The organism is Vulcanococcus sp. DEBay_Sum22DG08_74, assembly GCF_017852955.1.
Taxonomy (GTDB): domain Bacteria; phylum Cyanobacteriota; class Cyanobacteriia; order PCC-6307; family Cyanobiaceae; genus Vulcanococcus.
Window position 1 is genome coordinate 45908 of sequence record NZ_JAFMKL010000002.1, and the last position, 26773, is coordinate 72680.

Genomic DNA, 26773 nt, shown 5'->3' on the forward strand with positions numbered 1-26773 from the left:
CAGTGGGACCATCCTGCAGGAGAGTGGTGGTCTTGCAACGACCGATGTCCCAGGAATCCATCAGCGTTGGCACTCAGGTGCGTCTGCTGGCTCAACCCAGCTATCTCAAGACAGCCGACGCGATGTCGATGCTGCGCCCGCCTGATTTGATCGACGCCGACGAGGTTGGCCAGGTGGTAGCCCTCAAGGCCTTGGATCAAGTCGCCGTCCGTTTCCGTCGCGGCACCTTTTTGCTGGAGCTCAAGCAACTTGAACCGGTTTAAGACCGGTTCAGTGGATGCCCCGTCCAGACCGCCGTTGCTGCCTCAATCGCGTCCTGCGGTCCGCAGAGGCTCAAGGACGGTCCCTGCAGCAGCGCCTGCGCTGCTTGGTGGAGATCGTTCGGCGTCAGCGCTTCAGCTTCGAGAAGACAGCGATCGGCAAAGTCGAAGGGCAGGCCATGGCCGAGGACCAGGGCGTGGCGATCGGCCACTTGGCTGCAGGTTTGGCGCCCTAACGCCTCCTGACCTTTGAATTTCGCCTTGGCCAGCTGGAGTTGTGCATCACTGATGGGCTCCTCGAGCAGGCGCAGCCATTCATTGAGCAGCTCGCGGGTGGCTTCCTCAGCTCGCTCACTCGAGCTGGAGAGATGGAACACGAAGGGGGCATCCCCGAGGCGCGCGGGGTAGTGCACCCCCACGTCGTAGGCCAGGCCGTGTTCCTCCCGTAGGGCCACAAAGAGGCGGCTGGACATGCCGATGCCCAGGTGGCAATGCAGCAGCCGTAGGGCCAGGGCCTGCTCACTGCCAAGGGGAGCTGTGGTGGTCCCCAGCATCAAGACCAACTGCTCAGTCTCATCGACGTTGCTCGCCAGTGAGACCTGCTTGAGCCCGGAGGCGCCGGCCAGTCGCTTTGGCGCCTGGGTCCTCCAGCTCTGGCCGTCGAGCTGATGCAGCAACAGTTGCTCGGGCTCCGCTGGGATCTGGCCCGCCAGGACCATCACGGCACCCTCTTGCCCGAGCTGGTGGGTCATCTGCTCGAGTTGCGGTCGAGCCAGTGCGCAGAGTTCGGCCTCAACACCCAGGGGGTCGTGGCCGTAGGGCCCTGAGCCGTAGAGCTGCTGACGCAGTTGATCGTGGGCGACCTGGAAGGGGTCCTCCTTCTGCCGCTGCAGGGTTTGCAGATTGAGTTGACGCTCGAGGGTCACCTGGTCCTCGACCAGCCACGGGCTGGTGACCATCTGCAGGACCAGCGGCAGCAAGAGAGCCGCGTCATCACTGGCGCACTTCAGGCTGATCAAGGTGCCGTCTTCGGCGGCCTCACAGCGCAGTCCTGCGCCCCGGCCTTCAACGAGATCAGCCAGGGCGTCGCCACTGAACGGCCCGCAGCCCCGGCTCAGCACCCCCGCGAGCAGTTGGGAAGCCCCCCGCTGGCCAGAGGGGTCGGCGCTGCTTCCGCCGCGGATCCAGAGCTTGGCCGAGAGGATGGCTGGACCTGGACGCTCGATGAGCCAGAGCGGACAGCCTCCGCTGAGCTCACGTTGTTGCACGCCGGCGCTGCTCATGCTGGAACCGCCTCCAACACAAAGGCCTGCTCCGGCTGCAGTTGGGGGACGACGTCCTGCACCAGGCGCTGTCCGTCCCATTCCTCGAGCCAGTCGAGCGGGGCTTGGAGGTTGTGCTTGCGATCCCACAGCGCGCTGTTGCCAACCATCGCGGCGACGGCGCTTGGCGCCTCCAGGCTGAAGCGGTAGCCGTTGCCGACCAATCGCCGGGCGCGCTCCACCTCGGCTTCGCTTGGGATCTCCTGCTGCAGTGCCTTCAGGACGCCATTGATTTCCGCTCGAACACGGCTGAGGTGTTCGGGCTCACAGACCGCCTCAAGCAAGACAAGGCAGCCGGACTCCAAGACGTTGAGATCGAGATCGACGCTTTCCACCAGACGAAGCTGCTCCCGCAGTCGCTCCACCAGGCGACTGCGCCGTCCCTCCGCCAACAGGGTGGTCAGCAGGTCCCCACCAACCACAGACATTTGGTCAGCTGCACCGGGCAGCGGCCAGGCCATTAAGAGCCTGGCGGCCTCCAGCCGGGGCAGTTCCAGTCGCTCTTCACCGGGCATGAACTGCAGTGGAGCAGGCCTTGCGTCGGCTTCGGAGGGGACCAACTGCGCCAAGGCTGAGCGCTGCAGTTGCTCTTCCAGTTGCAACGCCGCCAGCGGCCCTGCCACCGAAAGGCAACAACGATCGGCGCGGTAATGACGGGCGTGGAAGCGCGCCATGGCCTCCGGGGTGTGGCCAAGGAGTGCGTCCCGGTCCCCCAGGATCGCTTTGCCATAGGCGTGATCCAGGCAGCTTTGCTTGAGCAGCTGCTGAAAAGCCACTTCTTCCGGTTGGTCCTCACTCTGGGCGAGTTCCTCGAGCACCACCTGACGCTCCATGTCGAAATCGCTCCGGTCCAAGCGCGGTTGAAGCACCAGATCAGTGAGCAGCTCCAGTGCTTCAGCGCAGGCTTCGGGCGGAATCAGGACGTGATAGTGCACGTCGTCGAAGCCGGTGGCTGCATTGCTGTTGCCCCCAAGCGCTTCGATGCGCTGGTCAAATTCACCGGCTTGAAGGCTGTGACTTCCTTTGAAGACCATGTGCTCGAGGAAGTGGGCGATCCCCGCCTCCCCGGGGGCCTCCACTCCACTGCCGGAGCGGCACCAAAAGTCAAGGCAGACCACAGGTGCATTCGGCAGATCGAGTTGCACCAGGGACGTTCCGTTGGCGAGCTGACCACGCTGCGGTTCAGGCAGCGGAGCGGTGTTCAGACCTGACAACGGATTGAGAACCTGTGGTTCGCCCCATTCTGCTGGCAGGATCGCCAGGACGGTCGCCGCTTCAGCCCCGATGAGTTCTGCTGCCCTCGGCATTCATCCGCTCGTTGACGCCCTCGCTGAGCGCATCCGTCAGCAGTGGTCCTCCTTGCCGGAGCTGCAGCCACTGGCGGTAGATCCCCAATTGGAGGCCATTAGCGGCAGCCTCGATGGGGAGGACCTCTTCATCCGCAATGAATTGCGCTCCAGCCGCGGTCTGCGCAAGTTGCACCTGGAAACCGCACGGCTTGGAGCCGGCCTGCAGATCCTCCACTGCGTCTTTTTCCCCGACCCCCGCTATGACCTGCCCGTCTTTGGGGCGGACATCGTTGCCGGCCGTGGCGTGGTCTCTGCTGCAATCGTTGATCTCTCGCCCGTGGATGGCGCCCTGCCGCAGGCGGTCCTTCAGCGTCTGGAGGCCCTGCCGAAGCGCGCGTTCAGCCAGGAGCGTGAGCTGCCTGAGTGGGGGACGATCTTTTCTCCCTATGTCCGCTTTGTCCGTCCTGCGGATGCAGCGGAAGAGCAACGCTTTATCGAGCTCGTCAGTGATTTTCTGCGGGTGTTGGGTGAGGCCAGTGCAGAGGCCGTTCCTCAGCCCATCGATCACCCAGATACGGTGAGGCGACATAGCGGCCAGCTCTCGTATTGCCAGCAACAGAAGCGCAACGACAAGACCCGCCGCGTGCTCGAGAAAGCCTTCAATCCCGAGTGGGCCGATCGCTACATCGAGGAGTTGCTCTTCGACGATCCACTGCCCCTGCAGTGATGCTGCAGTGGCTGAAGCGATATCCCTGGCGAAGTGGCGGTGGAGCAGTGGCTCTGCTGCTGCTCGCCGTGGTGATTGGTCGTGCCCTGGACCGGCCCGCGCCGGTGCCTCCGGCCCCGGTTGTTCAACCCAGAATTGAATCCGTTTCGGCCCTGGGTCGACTGGAACCCGCCGGCGATGTCCGCAAGCTGGCCGCTCCCATGGGGTCGATGGGCGGCAGCCCCCGCATCAGCGGCCTTTCGGTCCAAGAAGGTGACCGGGTCAAGCGCGGTCAGATCCTGGCCACCTTTGATAACCGCCCCGGACTCTTGGCCGATCTCGCGGCGATCAATGCCCGTATTGGCACCCTGGATCGCTCGATCGCGATGCAGCGTCGTGAGGTGAGTCGCTACCGCGAAGCCTCCAGGGAAGGTGCCGCCAGCATGGTGCTGCTGGAGGAGAAGCAAGACGAGCTGGTGACTTTTGAAGGACAACGGCGTCAAGCCCTCGCTGAGAAGCGAGGCATTGAAGTGGACCTCAAGGACAGCCAACTCCGCTCACCCATTGATGGGACGGTATTGCGGGTCTATGCCCGTCCTGGGGAGCGTCCTGGTTCGGACGGCATCCTGTCGGTTGGCGCCAGTGACCGCATGGAGGCGATCGCCGAGGTCTACGAAAGCGACATCGGTCGGATTCGCCTGGGCCAGAGTGCTTCGTTGATCAGTGAAAACGGAGGCTTCAGCGGCAAGCTGAAGGCTGAAGTGCTGCGGATTTCACCGCAGATCCGGCAGCGGGATGTGCTCTCCACCGATCCCACGGGCGATGCGGACGCTCGCATCGTCGAAGTGCGACTCGCCCTGGATCCCGCCGATGCCAAGCGTGTGCAGCAGCTCTCGGGCCTGAAGGTCATCGCGCGCTTTGAGCCGTGAGTCTTCAGCGTTGGTTTGAGGGGATCTGGCAACGCCGGCGCATTCCCCTGGCCCTGCTGCTCTTAACCCGGCAGCCAGTGCGTCTGGCTGTAGCGCTTGCGGGCATCAGTTTCGCCGGGATCCTGATGTTCATGCAGCTGGGCTTCCGTGACGGGCTGTTTGATGCCAGCGTCACGATTCACCGGCTGTTTGACGCCGATCTGGTGCTGATCAGTCCCCGGTCCACCAGTTCGGTGAGCATGGCGGGCTTCCCCAAGCGCCGTTTGGTCCAGACCATGGCGGCCCCAGAGGTGGAGGGGATCACGCCGGTTCACTGGAATTTGTTGCTCTGGCGCAACCCCGAAACGCGGGGCACACGCTCCATCTTGACCCTGGGCTTTGAGCCCAATGATCCCCTCTTCACCGATCCTTCGCTGGCCCCAAAGGCGCGGGCTCTGACTCAAAAGGGGCGGGTTCTTTTTGATGAGCAGTCCCGACCGGAATTTGGACCGGTGGCCGAGTGGTTCCGTGAGGGGCGCACGGTGGAGAGTGAAATTGCCGGCAAGCGCGTCCGCGTGGCTGGTTTGGTGGGCTTGGGAACCTCCTTTGGAGCGGATGGAAATCTGCTGACCAGCTCGGAGACCTTCATCGATCTGCTTCCCAACACCCCGCCCGGGAGCATCGAGGTCGGCTTGGTTCGCCTGAAACCCGGAAGCGATCCCACCGCCGTCGCCCAACGTCTGCAGGCCCAACTGCCCAGCGACGTCAAGGTGCTCACCAAGCAGGGCTTTATTGATTTCGAGCAGAACTACTGGCGCACCAGCACCTCCATCGGCTTCATCTTCACGCTCGGGGCCGCCATGGGATTCGTCGTTGGCTGCGTGATCGTCTATCAGGTGCTCTATTCCGATGTCAGTGACCACCTGCCGGAGTACGCGACCTTGATGGCGATGGGCTACAAGCTGCCCAGCCTGCTTGGGGTCGTTGCCCGCGAAGGACTGCTGCTGGCCGCCTTTGGCTATCTCCCGGCCTATGCCGCAGGCCAGGGCCTTTACCTCATGGTGCGCTCTGCCACCCAACTGCCGGTGTTCATGGACTCCGCCCGCGCCATCACCGTGTTCAGCATGATTTTGGTGATGTGCATGGCGTCAGCAGGGCTGGCCATGCGTCGCCTGGCCGACGCCGATCCCGCAGAGATTTTCTGAACCGATGGCCATCTCCGCTGCAGTTGATCTTCGGGAGCTCTCCCATTTCTATGGATCGGGGACCATGCGCCGCCAGGTCCTCCAGGGCGTCAACCTGACCGTTGCGGCCGGCGAGGTCGTGCTGCTGACGGGACCCTCCGGCTGCGGCAAGACCACCCTGCTGACCCTTGTCGGCGCCCTGCGCTCCGTTCAAGAAGGATCCGTAGAGGTGTTGGGCCAACAGCTGGCCGGAGCCAGTCGCCGCGATCGTCAGCGGCTGCGCCGCTCGATCGGCATGATTTTTCAAGGACACAATCTGCTGCGCTGCCTGACGGCGGAGCAAAACGTGCAGATGGGATCGGACCTGCTGCCTGGCCTGAGCTACCGCGCCCGGCGTGATCAATCCAGGGAGTGGCTTCGGGCCGTGGGCCTCGGGGACGAACTGCATAAGTTGCCCCATGACCTCTCCGGCGGTCAGAAGCAGCGCGTGGCGATTGCCCGTGCCCTCGCAGCCCACCCGCGCTTGCTGCTCGCCGATGAACCCACCGCAGCGTTGGATTCGCAAACGGGTCGTGAGGTGGTGGAACTTTTAAGGCGTTTGGCCCGGGATCAGGGCTGTGCGGTCCTGATGGTCACCCATGATCCGCGGATCTTGGATATCGCTGATCGCCTGGTGCGCATGGAGGATGGCCGTCTGCTGGAGGCAGGAAAGCCCGCGTTATCCGTTCAGCACTGAGGGCGATTCAGTACTGTGGGGACTAACCCGAACTTCACGCCGTTTCGATGGCCAAACGCCGCAACCTCAAGAAGGAAAAGCAAGAGCGCAACCGCGCGTACGCCCGCAAGTTCAAAAAGCGGAAGATGCGTAACGACGGTCGCGGCGAAGGCGCAGGTAACGGCGTGACCGGCACCGCCAACAACGGCGGCGCTGCTGACTGATCAGCTCTCGCAATTTGACTGCTCTGGGATCCTGAGGGATCCCTTTTTTTTGCTCGAATCGTCGACCTGGCCATGTTCCTCAGCGTCGTCATCCCCACCTACAACCGTCTTCCGATTCTCGAGAAGTGCCTGCGTGCCCTCGAGAGCCAGCGACTGGCTGCACCGATCAGCAACTACGAGGTGGTGGTGGTGGATGACGGGTCCACCGACGACACAGTGGCTTGGTTGGGCCGCCATCAGGCCGATCTCCCCCATGTCCGCCTGGTCCAACAGGACCACGGTGGACCGGCTGAGGGGCGCAACCGCGGGGTGGATCACGCCCGTGGTGACGTGATTGTTTTTATTGACAGCGACCTGGTGGTGACGGAGGACTTTCTCCTGAGTCACGCCAGCCAGCTGAACCAGAGCTGGCAGGAGCGGGGCGACCGCCTCTGCTTCACCTATGGAGCGGTGATCAACACCGCCAATTTTGAAGATCCGACCAGCGAACCCCACAAGCTCCGCGATCTTTCCTGGGCCTATTTCGCCACCGGGAATGTCGCGATTGACCGTGAGGTTCTTGAGCGCAGTGGCCTGTTTGACACCCGCTTCCGGCTCTATGGCTGGGAAGACCTGGAGTTGGGCGAGCGGCTGCGGCAGATGGGCGTCGTCCTGGTCCGTTGTCCAGCTGCGGTTGGCTATCACTGGCACCCGCCCCTGAGCTTGGAGCAGGTCCCCCGCCTGATCGCCGTCGAGGGGGAGCGGGCCAAGATGGGTCTGGTCTTCTACAAAAAACACCCCACCCGGCGGGTGCGGTTCATCATTCAATTCACCATCCTCCACAGGGTGCTCTGGGAGCTACTGACCCTGGGTGGTCTCTTGAATGAGCGCAGCCTTCGGCCGCTGCTGGCTTGGCTGATTCGTCAGGGCCAAGCGGCATGGGCCATGGAGCTACTCCGGCTTCCTCTCAATCGCATCGGTGTCAGGGCGCTTTATGCCGAGGCTCGGGCCGCCGGTCTGCGCTGAGCAGAAGGCCCGTTTGGTAGTGTTTCCAAGCACTTTCAAACCGCACACCTGCGCGTTTCGGGTGATCAACCGGTGATTCAGGTTCGTCCTGTTCGGTGGATCCCTGGCAGGTGGAGGCAAACCCGAAACCTCAACACAACATGGCTGTCGTCACTCTCGCCGAAATGATGGAGGCGGGTGCTCACTTTGGGCACCAAACTCGCCGTTGGAACCCCAAGATGTCGCGCTACATCTATTGCGCGCGCAACGGCGTCCACATCATTGACCTCGTGCAAACCGCGGTTTGCATGAACAACGCCTACAAGTGGGTTCGCAGTGCCGCACGCAGCGGCAAGCGCTTCCTGTTTGTGGGAACCAAAAAGCAGGCCTCTGAGGTGATTGCCCTCGAAGCCAGCCGCTGTGGTGCTGCCTACGTGAACCAGCGCTGGCTGGGCGGCATGCTCACCAACTGGACCACGATGCGTGCCCGCATCGACCGCCTGAAGGACCTCGAGCGGATGGAGTCCTCCGGCGCCATCGCCATGCGTCCTAAGAAGGAAGCCGCAGTCCTGCGCCGCGAGCTGGACCGCCTGCAGAAGTACCTGGGTGGTCTCAAGAACATGCGTCGCCTCCCCGACGTGGTGGTCCTGGTGGACCAGCGCCGCGAGACGAACGCCGTGCTCGAAGCCCGCAAGCTGGACATTCCCCTGGTGTCCATGCTCGACACCAACTGCGACCCCGACCTCTGCGACGTGCCCATCCCCTGCAACGACGACGCAGTGCGCTCCGTTCAACTGGTGCTCGGCCGTCTGGCGGATGCCATCAACGAAGGTCGCCACGGCTCCAACGAGCAAGCTGCCTACGACGACGTTCAGGCCTGATTCGTTCCTGACCCCAGTGGTTGATGCCAGGAGCTTCCCCCCGGGGAGGCTCTTCGGTGTTGAGCCCCTGTTTTGATTTTTCCCCTCTTCATCACCGCAACGCACCATGGCTGAGATCTCCGCCAAGCTCGTCAAAGAACTGCGCGACATGACCGGCGCAGGGATGATGGACTGCAAGAAGGCCCTCAACGAAACGAAGGGCGACAAGGACAAGGCCGTCGAGTGGCTGCGTCAGAAGGGCATTGCCTCCGCCGAGAAGAAGGCTGGCCGTGCCGCCGCTGAGGGCGCGATCGGTAGCTACATCCACACCGGTGCCCGCGTCGGCGTTCTGGTTGAAGTGAACTGCGAAACCGATTTCGTCGCCCGTGGCGAGATCTTCCAGGAGCTCGTGCGCAACGTGGCCATGCAGGTCGCTGCATGCCCCAACGTTGACTACGTCAAGGTCGAGGACATCCCCGCTGAAGTCGCCGAGCGCGAGAAGCAGATCGAGATGGGCCGCGATGACCTCGCCGGCAAGAAGGAGGAGATGAAGGAGAAGATCGTGGCTGGCCGTATCGGCAAGCGCCTGAAGGAGATGTCCCTCCTCGATCAGGCCTACATCAAGGACAGCGCCCTGACCGTCGACGAACTGGTTAAGCAGGTCTCCGGCAAGGTCGGCGAGAACATCCAGGTGCGCCGCTTCGTTCGCTTCAACCTGGGCGAGGGCATCGAAGTCGAGAAGATGGACTTCGCGGCTGAAGTGGCTGCCATGCAGGCTGCTTGATCGGGATTCGTCCCTTCAGCGCTCTGGTCCCGTGAGTCGTCCTCTGGATCCCAACACACGATCCCTGGACGAGGCCAAGGCACAACTCCTCTCGCTGCTTCAGCAGCAAGAGGAGTTCACTCCGGCCCTCTACCGCGACCTCGCCCTGTACCTGCAGGTTCTGCGGGATGGCCTGTTGCACAGCGTGCAGCAGGCCTGTTTTCATTTGGCGACCCAGGTGGTTCCTGAGCGCTACAACCAGCTGACACCAGAGCGCCGTCAGACGTTTCAGCGGCGTCTCCAAAGTTTGGTGAAACGCTCCTGTTCCCTGCTGACCGTCGAGCAGGTGATGGGTCTGGCCGCCCAGCAGGCCCGCAAGCAACAGCGCCGGCAGCTGCAGGAGCAGCAAAAAATTCTGCAAAGCATGCTGGAGGGGCAAGAAGAAGCCCCCCCGAGCCCTGCGCCCGCTGAACGGCCTGATGAGGCTCCATTGCCCCAGTCGATCAATCTCAGCCTGGATCTCCCCCTGGGGGCCGATCTGTTTGACCGAGGTGTGCCGGGATTGCCAGCATTGAACCAGCGTCCTCGTGTAGCCGAGGAAGACGAGGTGCCGTCTGCCGAGCCAGCTCCGCCTGAGGGGGATTTAGCCCTGCTTCAGTCCCTGTTCTCGATGGCCTCCGAGACCCTGTCAGCACGGTCCTCCGAGTCCGAGACCCCTGAGGTTGAGGAGTCTGGGGACGAGGTGGGCGATTCCGAAGGCCTTCCGTTCGAGAGCTTCGACTCGGACGTCGTCAGTTCGCATCTGCCTCGCGATCCCCTGCTTCAGGTGCGCTGGTGGGCCCATTTCGATCGTGCTCTGCGCCGACGTCTGCGCAACCTCTCCCATGCCATCAATGTGGAGATGATGCGCGTGGGTCTGGCGCAGGGCTTGCTCCCTTTGAATCTCCTGGATGCGGTCTTGGATGGACAGGTCGAGGCCCTGCCTGCGCCAGCCAACGTCCTGCGGATGGCTCTCCCTCTCACCCTGAATCCAGCGTCGCCCTCCCTCGCTCCGACCGAGGTCTTGACCTTGCTGTTGCGTGGTCCGGATCTGGAGTTTGAACAACCCCGTTTGCGCACCTGCCGTCAGCGCTTGGAACAGAGGCGCCGCACATTGCGCACAATGGCCAAGCGGTATCGCACCTGGCAGCGCCGGGTCAGTGCCCTCGAGGCAGAGCAGCAGTGGTTTCAGGACAGCGCCCCCACCCAGAATCCAGCAACGGATCGCAGCTAGCGCTCCAGGCTTGGTTGCGTCCGCTGCAACAGGCGCTCCAGCTCGAGGCTGAGCGTGGTTTTGAGGACCTGCTCGGCCGCAAGGAGCGCTTCAGCAGCTTTCTGCAGCGAGCCCTGGCGGCGCCACCTGAGGAGCTCGATCGCCAGCGCTTCTCTGGCTTGGGGGAGCTGGCCGGTGACTTTGCTCGGTATGGCGAACTGAGCCAGTCCCGCCGCCAGAGCCTGGTGCGCCGCAGCCGCCAGTATCTGTTTGAACTGCAGAAGGCCCTTCAGCCGGTTCAGCCGGTCTCTCCCCCTCGACTGCGCCTGCTCTCCAGTGAGTCCCCAGGCGCTCCCCGTTCCCAGTCGATCCAACCGGATACCCCCTTGAGCGAGGTCCGCGGTGTGGGCCCAAAAAGTGCCACGCGCCTCGCTGCCTTGGATCTTTGGCTTGCCCGAGACCTGGTTCGCTACTACCCCCGCGACTACCTCGACTACGCCAACTTGGTGCGCATCGCCGGCCTCGAGCCCGGCAAGACGGCCACGATCGTCGCCACGGTTCGCCGCAGTCACAGCTTCACCAGCCCGCGCAACCCGAATCTCTCGATCCTCGAGCTGCATTTGGCCGATATCACCGGCCGGATTCGCGTCTCGAAGTTCTTTGCGGGGAAGCGCTTCAGCTCACCGGCTTGGCTTAAGGCCCAACAGCGCAACTATCCCGTCGGGGCCTCTGTTGCCATTAGCGGCTTGGTGAAGGAGACCCCCTACGGACCGGCGTTCCAGGACCCCTTGATGGAGGTCCTGGAGAGTCCCAATGCCTCGGTTCGCAGTGACCAGATTGGCCGCCTGTTGCCTGTCTACGGCCTGACCGAGGGGCTGACGGCCGACCGCCTGCGCAATCTGATCCGTCCCGTGGTGGCGGCTGCAGGCCAATGGGGTGATCCGCTGCCGGCTTCGCTGCAGGCGCGGGAGGGCTTGGTCCCGCTGCCGGAGGCCCTGGTCCAGATCCATGGTCCGACGAGCCAGGCGTCTCTGAGCGAGGCTCGCCACCGTCTGGTCTTTGACGAGTTCCTTCTGCTGCAGCTGGGTTTGCTGCAGCGGCGCCGCCAGCTCACCAGTCGTCCCGCCCCTGCCCTGGCGGTTGAGGGTGACGCATTGCTCCAGGCGTTTTTGCAGCTGCTCCCCTTCCCCCTCACCGGAGCCCAGCAGCGCGTCTTGGCGGAGATCCGGGCTGACCTGCGGCGGGACCAGCCGATGGCCCGTCTGGTGCAGGGGGATGTCGGTAGCGGCAAGACCGTGGTCGCGATCGCTGCTCTGCTGACCGCGATTGATTCCGGCTGCCAGGGGGCCCTGATGGCACCGACGGAGGTGTTGGCTGAACAGCACTACCGCAAGCTCTGCGAGTGGCTGCCCCAACTGCATGTCACCTGCGCCCTACTGACCGGATCGACCCCCCTGCGCCGGCGGCGAGAGTTGTTGGCGGACCTGGCCAATGGAACCCTGAAGATGCTGGTGGGGACCCATGCCCTTCTGGAGGATCCCGTTCAGTTCCAGCGCTTGGGTCTGGTGGTCGTCGATGAGCAGCATCGCTTTGGCGTCCACCAGCGCAATCGCCTGCTGGACAAGGGCCTGCAGCCTCACCTGTTGACCATGACGGCGACGCCGATCCCAAGGACCTTGGCTCTCTCCATTCACGGTGATCTGGAGGTCAGCCAAATCGACGAGTTGCCGCCTGGCCGCACCCCCATTCGCACGAGCCTTTTGGCAAGCGCCGATCGCGACGAGGCCTATAGCTTGATTCGAGAGCAGGTGGCCCTCGGCCAGCGGGCCTATGTCGTCCTGCCCCTGGTGGAGGAGTCCGAGAAGTTGGACCTGCGCTCTGCCGTCGATGTGCATCAGCAGCTCAGCGAGCAGGTCTTCCCGAACCTCCAGGTCGGACTGCTGCATGGACGCATGCCCAGTGCTGAGAAGCAGGCGGCAATCACAGCCTTTGCGAGCGGCGAGACCCAGGTGCTGGTCAGTACGACCGTGGTCGAGGTAGGCGTGGATGTGCCCGAGGCCAGCGTGATGGTGATTGACCATGCCGATCGCTTCGGGTTGGCCCAGTTGCACCAGTTGCGCGGGCGCGTTGGCCGAGGGGCTGCGGCGTCCTACTGCCTGCTGGTGAACGACAGCCGCAATGTGCTCGCACGGCAGCGCCTGGAGGTGCTGGTGCGCTCCAACGACGGCTTTGAGATCGCGGAAATGGACCTGCGCCTGCGGGGTCCCGGTCAGGTCCTGGGCACCCGCCAGAGTGGGCTGCCAGATCTGGCCCTCGCCAGCCTCACCGACGACGGGGAGGTGCTGGAGCAGGCCCGCCGCGTTGCCCAGGAGATCGTGGCGGAGGATCCTGACCTGGATCAACACCCGGGCCTTGCCAAAGTGCTGAGCGACCAGCGTCATCGGGTCGCCCAAGCTGCCCGCCTGAACTGATGCCCCTGCGGCCCTGGAGTGACATCGTCATCCGCGACTGCGCCGAGTCGCTTGCCCCCTTGCCTGCGGCTCTCTTTCGGATCGAACCCCACCCCTATGTCGCCGTTGGTGCCCCCTATGGCGAGGGTGCCTGTCCCTTTCGCCTCCGCACCGGAGTCATCCAGCGCCTCCTCCAGGCCCAGACGGTTTTAAGCACGGCTGAACCCGGCTACCGCCTGGCGATCTTTGACGCTTGGCGTCCGATTGCTGTCCAGCGCTTCATGGTGGACTACGCCATCGCCCAGGAGTGCAGCACCCGAGGCCTAAACCCCAGCTCGGCCAGCCCAGCCGTGGCGGCTGTCATTGACGAGGTGAGTCGCTTTTGGGCTCCGCCCAGCCTGGATCCTGCGACACCACCTCCCCACAGCACCGGAGCGGCGGTTGACCTCACCCTGCTGGATGGGGCGGGCGAACTCGTCGACATGGGTTCTGACATCGACGCGATCGGTGCTGTATCAGAGCCGCACCACTACCGCGCCGTTGCCGATACGACGCCTGACGGTGTGGAGCGCCAACAGGCCCTCGAATGGGATCGACGGCGCCGACTCCTCGCTGATGCGATGGAATCGCAGGGCTTCGCCCAACACCCCAACGAGTGGTGGCACTTCAGCTACGGCGACCAGCTCTGGGCCTGGCAGCGGAGCCAGAGCGAGGCGATCTATGGCCGTGCGTCAGACGGCTGAGCGGACCAGCTCTTCAACGGACTGGCGGCCGAGCTTGGCGACATAGTCACCGAAGCTGCGGCGGCCGCCTGCGGCCTTCCAGCCCTTCAGCAGCGGTTCAATCGTGCTCTCGAGTTTCTCCAGCGGCATCCGCTCGAGGTAGGGCTCGGCCAGACGACTCAAGTTCGGTGTTCCACCAAGCCAGAGTTGGTACTGATTGACGCCATCACCCACCAGGCCCAGTTCAGCCATGTAGGGACGGGCGCATCCATTTGGACAGCCGGTCATGCGCACCAGGATTGATTTCTCAATCTCGAGGCGCCGAAGTTGTGCATCCAGCCGCGCCAGCACATCGGGAAGAATCCGCTCGGCCTCGGTCACCGCTAGCCCGCAGAGGGGGAGCGCAGGACAGGCAATGGCGTGACGCGCCAGTTGGTCCGGTGTTTCGGGCGTCTCAACGCCAAGAGCGGCGAGGGCTTCTTTCACCGCAGCCCGCTGGGCCGTGCCGATGTTGCAGAGCAGCAGATCCTGGTTGGGGGTGAGACGAATCTCCAATTGATAGGTCTCCACCAGCTGGCGAAGGCCCCGCTTGAGATCGCCCGAGAGACGGCCACACAACAGCGGGATGCCGACGAACCACTTGCCGGCGCTGATGCGATGCCAACCCAGATAGTCCTCAAGCTTGGCTTTGGGCTCAAGTCGTAGACCCTTGATCGGGTGCGAGAAGTACTTCGCCTTGAGTTCGTCTTTGAACCAGCGAATGCCTTGATCGTGGATCAGGTACTTGAGACGTGCGTGACGACGGTTGTTGCGGTCACCGTGGTCCCGTTGCAGGGCCAGGATCGCCTGCACCAGATCAAAAATGTGTTCAGCTGCCACATAGCCGAGGGGATCAGCTGTGCGGGCAAACGTCTCCTCCTTGTTGTGGGTGCGGCCCATGCCACCACCCACATAAACGTTGCAGCCACGGAGTTCGCCGTTGGCATCAGCAAAGGCCACCAGGCCGATGTCCTGGGTCAGCAGATCGACGGAGTTGTCCCCAGGCACCGTCACGGCCACCTTGAACTTCCGGGGTAGGTAGGTGCCGCCGTACAGAGGCTCTTTGGCGTCCCCGCTAAAGACACCCCCTTCCTGTTGCCGCTCGCGTGCCTTCTTCACGGGGCGGCTGGGTTTGATCCGGTAACTCAGATCGCCATCGACCCAGAGGTCCAGGTAGCTGCCCTCAGCGGCCTGCGGGCTGAGGACGTCAGCGATGTCGTTGGCCAATTGGCGGGCCGCTGGATAACCGCCTTTTTCAAAGGGGGCCGCCGGTGCCATGACGTTGCGGTTGATGTCGCCGCAGGCCGCCAAGGTCGAACCCATCGAGCGAACGATGGTGCCGATCACCTCCTTGAGATGTCCCTTACGGATGCCGTGCATCTGGAAGGCCTGACGGGTGGTAGCCCGCAGCGTTCCATTGCCGAGACGATCGGCCAGCTCATCCATCGCCAGATACAGGCCGGCCGGGATCCGTCCAGCGGGGCTGCGCAGGCGCAGCATCATCTGCCAGTCCTTGTCTTGACCCTTCTGCCTGTTTTCGCGGTTGTCCTGTTGATAGCTGCCGTGGAATTTCAGCAACTGAACGGCCCCGTCACTGAAGTGACTCAGGTCGTTCTGCAGCTCTGCAGCGAGAGGGTCCTTCAGGTAGTCGCTGTCGGCCTTGAGTTGCTCAAACTTGGTGCGCTCTGCGCCTGTGGCGATGGAAGGGGAAAACGTCCGTTCCTCGGGGCTCTTCTGCTCCACTTGCCCCACGGACTGCCCTTCGGCCACGCTCACGCACCACAAACAGTGATCTTTGAACGTAGCGAAGCGTCGACCAGGCTTGGCTTCGGAGCCGTTTCAATAAGCTGATCGGCTGCTGAGGCTGCCTGCTCCGTGTCCACCTTTCTGCTTGAGATCGGGACTGAGGAGTTGCCCGCGGATTTTGCGCGCCTGGCGCTGCCGCAGCTGGAGCAGGCGGTGAAGCGTGATCTGAGTGCAGCGCGACTGAGCTACGGCCAGGTTGAGACCACCAGCACTCCCCGTCGCCTGGTGGTCCAGGTGAGTGATCTGTCTGAATCAGCCCCCGATCTGCGCGATGAGCGCAAGGGGCCACCCGCAGCACAGGCGTTCAAAGACGGTGTCCCGACCCAGGCCGCCATAGGTTTTGCCAAGCGCTGCGGTGTTGATCCCGCTGCCCTTGAGGTGCGTGACACCCCCAAGGGTCCGTTTGTCTTTGCGGAAGTCCTGGAAGCCGGGCGCCCCGCCCGTGAGCTCCTGGCGGAGGCCATTCCCCAGTGGATTGCAGCCCTCCAGGGCCGTCGTTTTATGCGTTGGGGCGTGGGAGAAAGCCGCTTTTCCAGGCCCGTGCGTTGGCTAGTGGCGCTGCTGGGATCCGAGCTGATCCCCGTCACCCTCTCCGGTAGCGACCCCGTCGTGCAGTCCGGCCAGACCAGCAGAGGCCACCGTCTTTACAGCGACGCTGTGGCGATCCCGTCGGCCGATGTCTATGCCGCTGCCCTGGCCGACGCCGGGGTGGTGGTCAATCGCTCTGATCGGGCGTCATTCATTCGCACCAGCGTTGAACGCAGTGCCGCCGCCTTGGATGCGGTTCCCGATTTACCCAGTGACCTCTTTGAGGAACTGACCGATCTCGTTGAGACCCCCCTGTTGATCGAGGGAAGCGTTGCGGACCATTACCTGGCTCTGCCCGCGGAGGTCTTGAGCACCGTGATGCGTGCCCATCAGCGTTACGTGCCTCTGTATCGCAAGGACGCGGATTCCGACCCCCTGGCCTTGGATGCCCGCAAGAGTTTGCTGGCGCGGTTCCTCTGCATTGGCAATGGCCTTGCCGAGGCCAGCGACACCGTCCGCCGGGGTAACGAACGGGTCCTGAAGGCCCGGCTGGCTGACGCTGAGTTCTTTGTCCAGGCCGACCGCGCCGTCGCCAGCGCTGAGCGGCGCGAGCAGCTCAAGCGGGTGACCTTTGCTGAGGGCCTGGGTTCACTCCTCGATCGCGTTGAGCGGCTCGAGTGGCTCACTGCCCTACTGGCCGAGCAGCTCGAGCTGCCGAACCAGGTGGCCGACCACGCCACCCGCGCGGCTCACCTGTGCAAGCACGATCTCGTCAGCCAGATGGTTGGTGAGTTCCCAGAGCTGCAGGGCGTCATGGGCGGCAAATATCTGCTCGCCGAGGGTGAACCCCGCGAGGTGGCCCTGGCTGTGCTGGAGCACTACCAACCCAAGGGGGCCGGTGATGCCCTGCCGAGTTCGGTGGCAGGTGCTGTGGTGGCCCTCGCGGAGCGCTTTGAACTGCTTCTGAGCATTTACGCCAAGGGTGAGCGTCCCACCGGTTCCTCGGACCCCTATGCCCTGCGCCGGGCTGGTAACGGCATCCTCCAGATCCTTTGGGATCAAGGTTGGAGCCTCAACATCAAGACGCTCCTGGAACGTGCGACGCAGCATTGGGCCAAGCTGCTGCCCCATTTCAAGGTCGATGCAGCGGCATTAGCTCAGGAACTCTCCGAGCTCATGGGGCAACGCCTGCAGAGCCTGCTGGAAGAGGCCGCCATTGATTCCGATCTGGTTCAAGCCGTCGCTGGAGAAACGGTTTCTCTCGAGAGGCTCCTGGCCGACCCGGGTGATGCGCGTCAACGGGCTTCTCTCCTCCAGAGCCTGCGCTCTGGCGGCGAGCTCACCGCTGTCCAGGCCGTGGTCACCCGTGCTGCGAAGTTGGCCTCCAAAGGGGATCTGCCTCAGACGGTTCTCTCGGCCAGCGCTGTTGTCGATGCAAGCCTCTTTGAGAAGTCCAGCGAAGCCGGGATGCTTTCGGTTTTGAACAGCCTGGAGCCCGTCGCCACCGGCAGTGATCCCGATCGCTACGCCCAACTGGCCCAGGGACTGATCGCTGGTGCGTCGGCCCTTGCGAATTTCTTTGATGGAGAGGACAGCGTGATGGTGATGGCTGAGGACGCATCGATCCGCGCCAACCGCCTCAATCTGTTGGGTGTTCTCAACAACCAGGCATCGGTTCTGGCTGACTTCAGCCGGATCAGTGGCTAACGCTCTGTAACAAGAGGTCTTAGCCTGTTTGCAACAAAGAGGCTGATCCGCTGACGACTTCCATCCGCTCAGCAGAGCTCGACAGGCCACTGAGTCGCGGCGATTTCTCCCTCGCTTCTTTTCGCCAGTCCAGCAACGCCAGAGCGCTCTGGCAGGTCCTCGTGACCGTTCTTCCCATTGCCTGTCTCTGGGCCGTCATTCCCGTTTGCGCGGCTGATCCTGGTTTGCGCTGGCTTTTGGTGCCGGTGCTGCTGGCACTGGTGTTGTTCTCTGCCCGCAGCTTCTCGCTGATGCATGACTGCGGCCACGACACGCTCTGGTCAACGCGATGGTGCAACCGACTGACGGGCTTTGGCTTGGGTTGCTTGAACGCCATTCCGCAGTTCCCCTGGTCCCGGGGTCATGCCTTTCACCACAAGCACAACGGCAATTGGGATGTCTATCGGGGGCCGTCGTCCCTTTTGACGGTGGAGCAGTTTCTCCAGTTGTCCCCTTCTGCCCAGTGGCGCTATCGCCTGATCCGCCACCCCCTGATGCTCTTTCCCGGTGGCTTCTTTTACCTGGTGATCCGTCCCAGGCTTCAGCTACTACTCGGCTCAGCTGAATTCGCGGGCGCAGCACTGAAGCAGGCCATTCGCTTCCCTAGGACGGGACCCTCCGGTTGGAAGCGCTTTGTTCTGGACTTTAAGTCCAGCCACTGGTACACCACAGGTGAATGGATGGACCTGGTCGCCAACAACGTCGTGGTTCTGACCAGTTGGGTTCTCATGGCTTCCTGGTTGGGCCTTGGGCTTTTTCTGAGCTGCTATTCCTTCGTGATGGCCTGCTCAGCGGCCATGTTTATCTGTGTCTTCTTTGTTCAGCACAATTTCCAGGGTTCTTACACCAGTGGAACCTCCGGTTGGAGTTATTTCAAGGGTGCCATTGAAGGCAGCAGCAACCTTGTGCTGCCAGCCATCTTGAACTGGTTCACGGCTGATATTGCTTTTCATTCTGTCCATCACCTTTGTGAACGCATTCCCAATTACAGACTCCGGGACTGCCACCGCTTCCATTCGCATTTACTGCAGAACTGCACCTATCTGACCCTGAAGGACATTCCCCATTGCTTTGACCTCATTCTTTGGGATTCCAAGGCCCTGGAGTTGGTCAGCATTGATCAAGCACTGAGCACCGCCTCGGCTTAAGCACAAAAAAAGGCAGTGGAGTAATCCACTGCCTTTTTTGACCAACCAGGTCCTTATTTGCCGCTCAACGCCGGCTCACGATCGGCTTTGGCTTTGGCCTTCTGGTTCCCGACGCGAATACCACCTTTGATGGTGCTCACGGCCAGCATGGCGTTGACCTCTCCGTCCTCGCGGACGGCGCTGGGAACGGGCTTGTAACCCTGCGGTGCCAGGGCGTTACCGCGGAGAACGGAGCCGAGGGTCAGCAGGGTCAGCTTGAGTTGCTGCCAGGGGTTCATCGCTACCACGCGCTTGTAGAGGTAGCTGTCGAACGTCAGGCGCTGAACGTCCTTGTCGTCGCACATCTCGACGAAGGCTTCACGGGCCGCGTCGTTGCGATAGAAGACGTTCTGGAGAATTTCGAGCACCTTGTAGGTGGCGCCGTACTGGCGATCCCACTTCTTGAGGTACTTCTTGAGGTCGGCTTCAGTCGGAACCCGCTTGCCGCCTTGGCTGGCCTCAACGATCTGCTCGGCGCACATCCGACCACTCTTGGCGGCGAAGTAGATGCCCTCACCGGAGCTCTTGGTCACATAGCCGGCGGCATCACCAACAAGCGCCATCCGGCCGACGACGCGGCGGGGACGGGGGTGCTCAGGAATCGGGTGGGCCTCAACCTTGATGACTTCGCCATTCACCAGACGCTTCTTAGCGCGCTCGCGAATGCCCTCCTGCAGGCTCTTAATCAGCGCCTGGTTTTCCTGCATGGTCCCGGTGCCGACCGCGACGTGGTCGTACTTCGGGAACACCCAGGCGTAGAAGTCGGGGGACACATCCGTGCCCACGTACATCTCGGCCAGGCTCTCGTAGTACTTCATCTCCTCAGCAGGCAGCTTGATGCGCTCCTGGAAGGCGATGGCCACGTTGTAGTCACCAGCATCCATGGCCTTGGCCACGCGGCTGTTGGCACCGTCGGCGCCAATGATCAGGTCCACCTCGAGACTCTTGGTCTCACCAGTGGCCTCACCCTCGCTGTAGTCGGAGTAGGTGAGGGTGTAGGGCCCCTGGCGGTTGGCGCCGGTGTCGATCTTGGTCACCAGACCGTTGACCAAGTTGGCGCCGAGTTCAGCGGCGCGGTCGCGCATGAAGGCATCCATGACCTCCCGGCGGCACATACCGATGTATTCGTTCTCGTTTTCGAGATTGATGTCCACCTCACGGTTGGAGGGGGAGATCATCTTCATGTTGCGGACCTTGCGGTCGATGATCGACTCGGGCAGGTCGAACTCCTCGACCATGCACAGAGGGATGGCCCCACCACAGGGCTTGGCGTTATCCAGCTTCCGCTCGAAGATCCAGGTCTCAATTCCCGCCTTAGCCAGAATTTCAGCAGCACAGGAACCACTCGGGCCGCCGCCCACCACCGCGACTCGCAACATCTTGAAACCCGCTCCGCCAGAAGGATGTTGACGCGAAGCTAACACCGCTTGATAGGCAACCGCTGGCAACTCCAGCGCGAGCTCGTAACATCACATAACCCCAGTTCCAACGGGAGTTCTCGCTTGCCTAGCCCCGGTCGTCAGACCAGCCAGTACCGGGCGGGCGCAAGCAAGGGCGGCGCTGAACCCTCCGGCATGGATGACATTCCTCTCGCCAGGCGCACCCTCTCCCCCAGCCTGCAGCGCAAACGTCGGACTCCCGTTGCCGTAGCCAGCGCCTCTGCAGCACTCGTTCTCGTTGCAGCTGTGGCCTATGCGTTGCGGGCTCCACTGCTGCAACGGTTGGCTCCCGTTCCCGTTGCCGGGCTGAGTGCCCGTCTGAGTTCCGACGGCCGCCTGCTCGGTCACTTCCCCTATCCCGAGGCGGAGGATTCCCAACTGATCAGTATTGGCCCAGGCGTGGCACTCAATGCCCAGGCGGCCGAGGCTCTGCGTCAGATGCGCCGCGCTGCTGATGCCGAGGGTGTGGACCTGCGGGTGCTCAGTGCCTTCCGCTCGATCTCCCTTCAAAAGCAGATCTTTTTTGACGTCAAATCAGAGCGCAATCAAAGTGCTCGGGAACGAGCGCAGGTCAGTGCACCGCCCGGATTCTCTGAGCACAGCACGGGCTACGCCGTTGACTTTGGCGATGGTCGACGCCCCGAGACCCATCTTTCCCAAAGTTTCGATCGCACCGAGTCCTTTGCCTGGCTTGAGCGCAACGCCAATCGCTTTCATTTCGTCCTCTCCTTTCCGAAGGACAACCGTCAGGGCGTGAGCTACGAGCCCTGGCACTGGCGTTTTGAGGGATCCGCCGATGCGCTGAAGACCTTCGATGCCGCCGGCCGCTTCTCGGAGTAATCCATGGAACTGATGCATGGCTGAGGCCCCATTGCCGGAATTGCTGGCGCCGGCGGGTTGCTGGGAATCCCTCAAAGCGGCCGCCGTCAACGGAGCTGACGCGGTTTATTTCGGGGTCGAGACCTTCAACGCACGGCTGCGGGCCGAAAACTTCAAGGCGTCTGATCTCCCCGAGGTGATGGATTGGCTCCATCGCCGCGGCCTGAAGGGTTTCCTGACCTTCAACGTCTTGGTCTTCACCGACGAGCTCAGCCGAGCGGCGGAGTTACTGCTGGCCGCTGACGCTGCCGGAGTCGACGCCCTCATCGTCCAGGACATTGGCCTTGCCGCATTGGCCCAGCAGCTCACCCCGGAGCTGGCTATCCACGGCTCGACCCAGATGTCCATCACCAGCGCTGCCGGTGTGGCCATGGCTCAAGAGTTGGGCTGCCAGCGCGTGGTCCTGGCGAGGGAGTTGAGCCTCAAGGATCTGCAGCGGATTCAGCAGCAGCTGGTGAAGCGTCAGCTGGAGATGCCCCTTGAGGTCTTCGTTCACGGCGCCCTTTGTGTGGCCTATTCCGGCCAGTGCCTCACCAGTGAGGCCCTTGGCCAGCGCAGTGCCAACCGCGGCGAATGCGCCCAGGCCTGCCGGCTTCCCTATGAACTGATTGTTGATGGAGAAGAGCTGGACCTCGGCGAGCAGCGCTATCTGCTCTCACCCCAGGACCTAGCCGCCTGGGATCTGTTGCCGGAGCTGGTGGATGCCGGCGTGGCCAGCTTGAAGATCGAGGGCAGGCTCAAAGACCCCACCTATGTGGCCGCGGTCACCGACGCCTACCGCCAGGGTCTCGACCAGCTCTTTGGTGAGCGCACGCCTTTGGAGCAGTTAGAGCAGCGGGAGCTCCGGCGAAACCTGGAGTTGAGTTTCTCGCGCGGGCTCAGCACCGGTTGGCTCGCAGGCATTGATCACCGTCAGCTGGTCCATGGGCGCTGGAGCAAAAAGCGCGGCCCCTGGCTTGGGCGCTTGGAGCGTGTTGATGGGGACTGGCTGCTCTTCAAGGGCCGTCTGGATTGCAAAGCCGGTGACGGACTCGTGCTGGAGGTCCCCCATTCCGATCCCCTGTTGCCCCCTAAGGAAGTCGGGGGACGGGTGATGGCGATCGAGCCCAGGCCGAAGGGGGGATGCGCCGTGCGACTGGGTCCCAGGCGTGTTGATTTGCGTGGCTTGCGCCGGGGCAGTCCCTGCTGGCTGACCAGCGATCCCCAGCGGGAGAGCCGCTTTCAGCGCATGGCCGAGCGCTCCCTGGAGGAGCAGCGGCGCCCTTTGGTGTTGAAGGCCTCGGGCTCGTGCGGGACCGCCCTTCGGCTTGAGGTCGTGAGGGCGGCCGGTCTGTCGATCGAGGGATGCTTCGTTCTCAGTGAGCAGCCCCTCGCGCCTGCGCAGGGTCAAGCCTTGAACCGTGAACGCCTGGAGCAGCAACTCGGACGACTTGGCGGCACCCCTTGGCGTCTAGAGCAGCTGGAGCTGGAGCTTGAACCGGATCTCTTTCTTCCGCTTGCCCAGTTGAACCAACTGAGACGGCAACTGGTGGATCAGCTCGCACAGCAGGCCACTCCAGTCCCCCCAACGATCCGGGAGCCGCGCCCAGCGGCTGACCTCCTGGAGGCCTTGATTCCTCCCATTGCTGAGGCCGAACGGCTGGAGCCCCAGTTGAGCGTTCTGGTGCGTGACCTCGACCAGCTCGATGCCCTGAAGGATCTTCCAGTCGATCGGGTGATCGTTGATCTTGAGCATCCTGCGCAGCTGCGGGAGGCCGTCAAACGCGGCAAGGGGTATTGGCCCGGTGGCCTCTGGTTGGCGGGTCAGCGGATCTGCAGGCCCGATGAGTCCTGGAGTCTGGAACCGCTGATTCGCGCTGAGCCGGACGGCTATTTGGTTCGGAATGTGGATCAGCTTGAGCGGCTCACGCCCCTGGCCCCCTGCCAGGGCGATTTCTCCTTGAACGTCGCCAACCCCATCACTGCCCGCTGGTTGATTGACCGCTGGGGCCTGGAACGGCTGACGGCGAGCTACGACCTGGCGTTGGATCAGCTGTTGGCCCTTGTCAGGACCTGTCCTCGCGAGGCCCTCGAGCTGACCCTGCACCAGCACATGCCGCTCTTTCATATGGAGCACTGCCTGTTTTGCGCCTTCCTCTCTGAGGGGCACGACCACACCGACTGCGGCCGTCCCTGTGAGCAGCATCAGGTTCTCCTGCGGGACCGCAGCGGCGCAGAGCATCCCCTGCGCGCTGATCTGGGTTGCCGCAATACCTTGTTCAATGCCCGTGCGCAGACCGCCGCTGAGGCCATTCCCCAATTCCTGGAGGCTGGCGTTCGCCACTTCAGGCTCGAACTGCTGCAGGAAACCGCCGCGGATACCCAGCGCCGTGTCGCCCTCTACCGCCAGGCCCTCAACGGAGAGATCAGCGGGCAGATGGTCTGGCAGAGCGAACAGTTGGAAAGCCGCCTGGGGGTGACCCGCGGAACCCTGTCCGAGCGCCACTAGAGCGGTTTGTTGCTGGGATAGATTGCGTTAACGCACCGAAGGGTTCTTTGGTTTTGGTGTGTGGTCGTTCGTCACGAACGCTCCAGACACATCAGCCACGCTGCAAGAGATACCGGCTTTGTTCGATCAGGTTCATTCCTGCGACGTTGCCCATGGGTTTCAGCCACCGTTCCCAAGCCAACGCCTGCTCTTGAGTTGAGCGTTGCGGCCGTTAGCTGCGGCGTGCTCCAGCCAGACCATCCCTGACCTCCTCCCTCGAGCCCCATCCATGAGCGGCGAGCATCCCGGAACACCGATCCGCAATATCGCGATCATTGCCCACGTCGACCACGGCAAAACCACCCTGGTGGATGCCCTGCTGGCCCAGTCGGGCATCTTCCGCGACAACGAGGCCGTCCCCACCTGCGTGATGGACTCCAACGACCTGGAGCGTGAGCGGGGTATCACGATCCTCTCCAAGAACACTGCGGTGGACTTCGAAGGGATCCGGATCAACATCGTTGACACCCCTGGTCACGCTGACTTCGGTGGCGAAGTGGAGCGCGTGCTCGGCATGGTCGACGGCTGTCTGTTGATCGTGGACGCCAACGAGGGGCCGATGCCCCAGACCCGTTTCGTGCTGAAGAAGGCGCTCGAGAAGGGCCTGCGTCCGATCGTTTTCGTCAACAAGATCGACCGCGCCCGCGTTGATCCTGAGCAGGCCGTCGACAAGGTTCTGGATCTGTTCCTGGAGCTGGGTGCCGACGACGATCAGTGCGACTTTCCCTACCTCTTTGGTAGTGGCATGGGTGGCTACGCCAAGCCCGACATGGCCACGGAGAGCGACAACATGCGTCCGCTCTTCGATGCCATCCTTCGCCACGTTCCGCCCCCGGTTGGCGACCCCGAGAAGCCCCTGCAGCTTCAGGTCACAACACTCGACTACAGCGATTTCCTCGGCCGAATCATGATCGGCCGGATTCACAACGGCACGATCAAGGGCAACCAGCCGGTCGCACTGTTGCGTGACGACGGCAGCGTCAAGCGCGGCCGCATCAGCAAGTTGCTCGGCTTCCAGGGCCTTCAGCGCGTTGAGATTGAACAGGCTCGCGCCGGTGACCTGGTGGCCGTCTGCGGCTTTGACGAGGTCAACATCGGCGAAACCATTGCCTGCCCTGACGAGCCCAAGGCGCTGCCCCTGATCAAGGTGGACGAGCCGACCCTGCAGATGACCTTTGTGGTCAACGACTCGCCCTTCGCGGGCAAGGAGGGCAAGTTCGTCACCAGCCGTCAGGTGCGTGACCGTCTGAATAAAGAGCTGCTGACCAACGTCGCCCTGCGGGTTGAGGACACCGACTCCCCCGATCGCTGGGCCGTCAGTGGCCGCGGTGAGCTGCACCTGGGCATCCTGATCGAGACCATGCGCCGTGAGGGCTATGAGTTCCAGGTCTCCCAGCCTCAGGTGATCTTCCGCACCATCGATGGCACCCCTTCGGAGCCCTTCGAAACCCTGGTGCTGGATGTGCCCGAGGAATCGGTGGGTGCCTGCATCGAGAAGCTCGGCGTCCGCAAGGCCGAGATGCAGAACATGGAGAACACCAACGACGGCCGCACCCAGCTGGAGTTCGTGGTGCCCTCCCGAGGCCTGATCGGCTTCCGTGGTGACTTCATCCGCGCCACCCGCGGCGAGGGGATCATGAGCCACTCCTTCCTCGACTACCGCCCGATGCAGGGCGATTTCGACACCCGTCGCAACGGCGTGTTGATCGCCTTCGAGGAAGGGACCGCGACCTTCTATGCCCTGAAGAACGCCGAGGACCGCGGTCAGTTCTTCATCACCCCTGGCACGAAGGTTTACAAGGGCATGCTCGTGGGCGAAAACAACCGTCCCCAAGACCTCGAGCTCAACGTCTGCAAGACCAAGCAGCTCACCAACATGCGCTCGGCCGGTGCAGAGGAACTCGATACCCTCCAAGCCCCGATGCAGATGACCCTGGAGCGGGCGCTGGAGTACATCGGTCCCGATGAAATGCTCGAGGTCACCCCTGAGTCGATTCGCCTGCGCAAACTGCCCGCGAAGAAGCCCGCAAAACGTTGAATCAGCCCCTCGACCCTGAGGAAACCAGCCTGACGCGCGATCCCCGTTTTGGGGAGGCCGTCAGGCTTTTCAATGCGGGTGAGTGGTACGCCTGCCACGACGGCTTTGAGGAGCTCTGGCATGAGACCCAGGGACCTTGCCGCCGCACGCTGCAGGGGATCCTCCAGATTGCGGTTGCCCACCACCATCTCGACCGCGGCAATCAACGCGGTGCCATGGTTCTCCTGGGCGAAGGCCTCGGCCGTCTACAGGGGGCAGGGCCGAACCAGTTCGAGCTGGCCCTCGACCCCCTGAGGCAGGTTGCCCGTGAACGCCTCTTGGCCCTGCACGAGAACCGCTCGCTTGAGGGCATCCCCTTGCCCGAACTCACACCCATTGATGCCGATTCCTGAAGGAACGCAGCGGTGCTCGGCGATACGATGGATGTCACCGCGTTGCTGGAGTGGGTTTGGCCGCAGATCGCAGCACTGCCCGTCTCTGGTGCAGTGCCCTCGCTAGTCGCGCGGCAAGCCTTGGACTCTTGATCGGCGTCTGCGCCCCAGGTTGGGCTCAGCAGACCGTTCCGGCGGCTGAAGTCATCAGCGTTGAAGAGGTCGTCAGCGCAGAAGCGGGCGATGGTTCTGCTCCCATTCCCACCAAGCCCCTGCGGTTGAACACCGGCCTGGTGACGATTGAGTCGGACCAACAGCAAGCGGATCAACAGACCGGTGTGATCACCGCCAGTGGCAACGTCCGCATCGTCTATCCAGATGAGCGGGTCGTGGCCACCGCCCGCCAAGCTCAGTACTTCAGCAATGAGGGCCGGGTTGTCCTCAGTGGTGACGTCGACATCCTTCAGGACGGCGGCAATTGGCTGCGTGCTGAACAGGTGATTTACCTGGTGGACAGCGAGCGCATGCAGGCCATCCCAGCACGCGGTCAGCAGGTTTTTAGCCGTGTCGTTCT

The 26773-nt window shown here is 62.9% G+C and carries 23 protein-coding genes; 19 read left to right on the forward strand and 4 right to left on the reverse strand.

Translation table 11 applies throughout. From position 1 onward, the window contains the following. Positions 1-44: 44 nt before the first annotated feature. The gene (locus QZ184_RS00715; RefSeq protein ID WP_010316884.1) at positions 45-263 is read left to right on the forward strand and encodes a DUF3148 domain-containing protein; all 219 of its coding nucleotides are present in this window, start codon (positions 45-47) and stop codon (positions 261-263) included. On the opposite strand, the gene QZ184_RS00720 is transcribed toward QZ184_RS00715, so the two are convergent. Beyond that, positions 260-1543 (reverse strand): pitrilysin family protein, encoded by a 1284-nt coding sequence (locus QZ184_RS00720; RefSeq protein ID WP_296415826.1) that lies wholly within the window; start codon positions 1541-1543, stop codon positions 260-262. The genes QZ184_RS00715 and QZ184_RS00720 overlap by 4 nt on opposite strands. Continuing rightward, positions 1540-2796, reverse strand: a complete 1257-nt coding sequence (locus tag QZ184_RS00725; RefSeq protein ID WP_296417688.1) for a pitrilysin family protein — start codon at positions 2794-2796, stop codon at positions 1540-1542. Before QZ184_RS00725 ends, QZ184_RS00720 begins: the two co-directional genes overlap by 4 nt. A 70-nt stretch (positions 2797-2866) precedes the next feature. On the opposite strand from QZ184_RS00725, the gene QZ184_RS00730 reads away from it, so the two are divergent. The 11 genes from QZ184_RS00730 (at position 2867) to QZ184_RS00780 (ending at position 13660) form a co-directional block, all read left to right on the forward strand. Continuing rightward, positions 2867-3598, forward strand: a complete 732-nt coding sequence (locus QZ184_RS00730; protein ID WP_247478306.1) for a phycocyanobilin:ferredoxin oxidoreductase — start codon at positions 2867-2869, stop codon at positions 3596-3598. Continuing rightward, positions 3598-4506: an HlyD family efflux transporter periplasmic adaptor subunit gene (locus QZ184_RS00735; protein WP_010316892.1), complete on the forward strand. Its 909-nt coding sequence runs from the start codon at positions 3598-3600 to the stop codon at positions 4504-4506. The genes QZ184_RS00730 and QZ184_RS00735 overlap by 1 nt, the downstream gene beginning before the upstream one ends. Then, a complete protein-coding gene (devC, locus tag QZ184_RS00740; protein ID WP_296415819.1) occupies positions 4503-5690 on the forward strand; it encodes an ABC transporter permease DevC in 1188 nt (395 codons plus the stop codon). Before QZ184_RS00735 ends, devC begins: the two co-directional genes overlap by 4 nt. 4 nt (positions 5691-5694) lie before the next feature. Continuing rightward, entirely contained in the window at positions 5695-6405 is a 711-nt protein-coding gene (locus QZ184_RS00745) for a DevA family ABC transporter ATP-binding protein (protein ID WP_296415817.1), read from the forward strand. Between the two features lie 47 nt (positions 6406-6452). Then, positions 6453-6608, forward strand: coding sequence for a hypothetical protein (locus QZ184_RS00750; protein WP_006850288.1), 156 nt, complete (start codon positions 6453-6455; stop codon positions 6606-6608). 72 nt (positions 6609-6680) lie between these two features. After that, positions 6681-7613 carry a glycosyltransferase family A protein gene (locus tag QZ184_RS00755; RefSeq protein WP_247478312.1) on the forward strand — a complete coding sequence of 311 codons (933 nt, stop codon included), beginning with the start codon at positions 6681-6683 and terminating at the stop codon, positions 7611-7613. A 140-nt stretch (positions 7614-7753) separates the two neighbouring features. Beyond that, positions 7754-8473, forward strand: a complete 720-nt coding sequence (gene rpsB / locus QZ184_RS00760) for a 30S ribosomal protein S2 (RefSeq protein ID WP_010316910.1) — start codon at positions 7754-7756, stop codon at positions 8471-8473. A 106-nt stretch (positions 8474-8579) separates the two neighbouring features. After that, on the forward strand, positions 8580-9236 hold the full coding sequence (tsf, locus tag QZ184_RS00765; protein WP_010316911.1) for a translation elongation factor Ts: 657 nt from the start codon (positions 8580-8582) through the stop codon (positions 9234-9236). A gap of 31 nt (positions 9237-9267) precedes the next feature. Beyond that, on the forward strand, positions 9268-10488 hold the full coding sequence (locus tag QZ184_RS00770; RefSeq protein WP_296417693.1) for a hypothetical protein: 1221 nt from the start codon (positions 9268-9270) through the stop codon (positions 10486-10488). A 14-nt stretch (positions 10489-10502) separates the two neighbouring features. Further along, complete coding sequence (gene recG / locus QZ184_RS00775) at positions 10503-12938, forward strand: ATP-dependent DNA helicase RecG (protein WP_296417696.1); 2436 nt, start codon at positions 10503-10505, stop codon at positions 12936-12938. Next, the gene (locus tag QZ184_RS00780) at positions 12938-13660 is read left to right on the forward strand and encodes a M15 family metallopeptidase (protein ID WP_296417698.1); all 723 of its coding nucleotides are present in this window, start codon (positions 12938-12940) and stop codon (positions 13658-13660) included. The genes recG and QZ184_RS00780 overlap by 1 nt, the downstream gene beginning before the upstream one ends. Here the strand turns inward: QZ184_RS00780 and sir are convergent. Beyond that, the gene (sir, locus tag QZ184_RS00785) at positions 13649-15379 is read right to left on the reverse strand and encodes a sulfite reductase, ferredoxin dependent (protein WP_296415880.1); all 1731 of its coding nucleotides are present in this window, start codon (positions 15377-15379) and stop codon (positions 13649-13651) included. The genes QZ184_RS00780 and sir overlap by 12 nt on opposite strands. A 174-nt stretch (positions 15380-15553) precedes the next feature. Here sir and glyS point away from each other — a divergent pair, with 174 nt between their 5' ends. After that, entirely contained in the window at positions 15554-17719 is a 2166-nt protein-coding gene (gene glyS / locus QZ184_RS00790; protein ID WP_296417699.1) for a glycine--tRNA ligase subunit beta, read from the forward strand. A gap of 161 nt (positions 17720-17880) precedes the next feature. Further along, on the forward strand, positions 17881-18906 hold the full coding sequence (locus QZ184_RS00795; RefSeq protein ID WP_296415802.1) for a fatty acid desaturase: 1026 nt from the start codon (positions 17881-17883) through the stop codon (positions 18904-18906). 53 nt (positions 18907-18959) lie between these two features. Here the strand turns inward: QZ184_RS00795 and chlP are convergent, their stop codons facing one another. Then, complete coding sequence (gene chlP, locus QZ184_RS00800; protein ID WP_247478322.1) at positions 18960-20324, reverse strand: geranylgeranyl reductase; 1365 nt, start codon at positions 20322-20324, stop codon at positions 18960-18962. A 195-nt stretch (positions 20325-20519) separates the two neighbouring features. Here chlP and QZ184_RS00805 point away from each other — a divergent pair, with 195 nt between their 5' ends. From QZ184_RS00805 to QZ184_RS00825, 5 genes are all read left to right on the forward strand, one after another. Next, positions 20520-21224: a M15 family metallopeptidase gene (locus tag QZ184_RS00805; RefSeq protein ID WP_010316920.1), complete on the forward strand. Its 705-nt coding sequence runs from the start codon at positions 20520-20522 to the stop codon at positions 21222-21224. A 16-nt stretch (positions 21225-21240) separates the two neighbouring features. After that, the gene (locus tag QZ184_RS00810) at positions 21241-23751 is read left to right on the forward strand and encodes a U32 family peptidase (RefSeq protein WP_296417702.1); all 2511 of its coding nucleotides are present in this window, start codon (positions 21241-21243) and stop codon (positions 23749-23751) included. A 268-nt stretch (positions 23752-24019) separates the two neighbouring features. Next, positions 24020-25828 (forward strand): translational GTPase TypA, encoded by a 1809-nt coding sequence (gene typA, locus QZ184_RS00815; protein WP_247478336.1) that lies wholly within the window; start codon positions 24020-24022, stop codon positions 25826-25828. After that, positions 25825-26220, forward strand: a complete 396-nt coding sequence (locus tag QZ184_RS00820; protein ID WP_247478337.1) for a DUF309 domain-containing protein — start codon at positions 25825-25827, stop codon at positions 26218-26220. The genes typA and QZ184_RS00820 overlap by 4 nt, the downstream gene beginning before the upstream one ends. 50 nt (positions 26221-26270) lie before the next feature. After that, positions 26271-26773, forward strand: a 503-nt coding sequence (locus QZ184_RS00825) for a hypothetical protein (RefSeq protein WP_296417705.1), incomplete at its 3' end; no start/stop codon positions are given.